Origin of the sequence: uncultured Mycobacterium sp. (genome assembly GCF_964249325.1) — a bacterium.
Lineage (GTDB): Bacteria > Actinomycetota > Actinomycetes > Mycobacteriales > Mycobacteriaceae > Mycobacterium.
Genome location: NZ_CAXUCH010000165.1, coordinates 8,985 through 9,857 on the forward strand (window position 1 = coordinate 8,985; position 873 = coordinate 9,857).

Sequence of the window (873 nt, forward strand, 5' to 3'; positions counted from 1 at the left end):
CGGCCGCGCAGTTCGTCGCGCACGCCCAGATGTATCAGGCGGTCACTGCTCAGGCCACCGCAATTCACGACATGTTTGTGAGCACGTTGGGCACCAGCGCCGGATCGTACGCAGCCACCGAGGCCGCCAACGCGGTTGCGGCCCGCTAAGGAGGGGACTAGTGCTTGACTTGGGGGCGCTGCCGCCGGAAATCACCTCTGCCCTGATGTATGCCGGCCCCGGATCCGCGCCGTTGCAGGCTGCCGCGTCGTCCTGGAATGCGCTTGCCGCCGAGTTGAATTCGGCCGCGACCGGGTACAACACGGTGATCACACAACTGGCCAACGAGGAATGGCTGGGGCCAGCATCGACATCGATGGCGAATGCAGCCGCGCCATACGTGGCGTGGATGAGCAGTACGGCCGCGCAGGCCGAGCAGGCGGCCACCAGCGCACGGGCGGCGGCCGCCGCCTACGAGGCAGCGCACGCCGCGGTCGTGCCGCCACCTCTCGTTCTGGAGAACCGCGCCCAGACCGCGCAACTCGTGGCGACAAACGTTCTCGGTCAAAATACTCCGGTGATCGCGCAACTCCAGGCGCAGTACGCCCAGATGTGGGCCCAGAACGCTGCCGCGATGTATAGCTACGCCGGCCAGTCCGCGGCCGCGACGAAGATGGCGCCGTTCGCCGCGCCGGCATCGAACACCAATCCCGCTGGCCAGGCAATTCAGGCCGCAGCGGTGACCCAAGCGGCTGGCAGCGCGACTGGTACATCGGCGCAGTCAACGCTGTCGAAGGCGATGTCCTCGATGAACAGCTTGCAGTCCGCCCTGGCGACGCCCGCTGCATCCGATCCGACGCAGCTCGGGGACATCCTCGGACAGATGACGTTGGT

1 protein-coding gene and 1 pseudogene (1 of these 2 cut by a window edge) are annotated in these 873 nt (G+C 67.0%); both read left to right on the forward strand.

The features are described from left to right. Window positions 1-149 (forward strand): annotated as a pseudogene (locus ACFE99_RS18020) (PE family protein) (it extends 169 nt beyond the left edge of the window). Window positions 150-205: 56 nt separating this feature from the next. Further along, window positions 206-873 (forward strand): PPE family protein (locus tag ACFE99_RS18025; protein WP_375487642.1); only part of this gene is annotated, 668 nt, incomplete at its 3' end.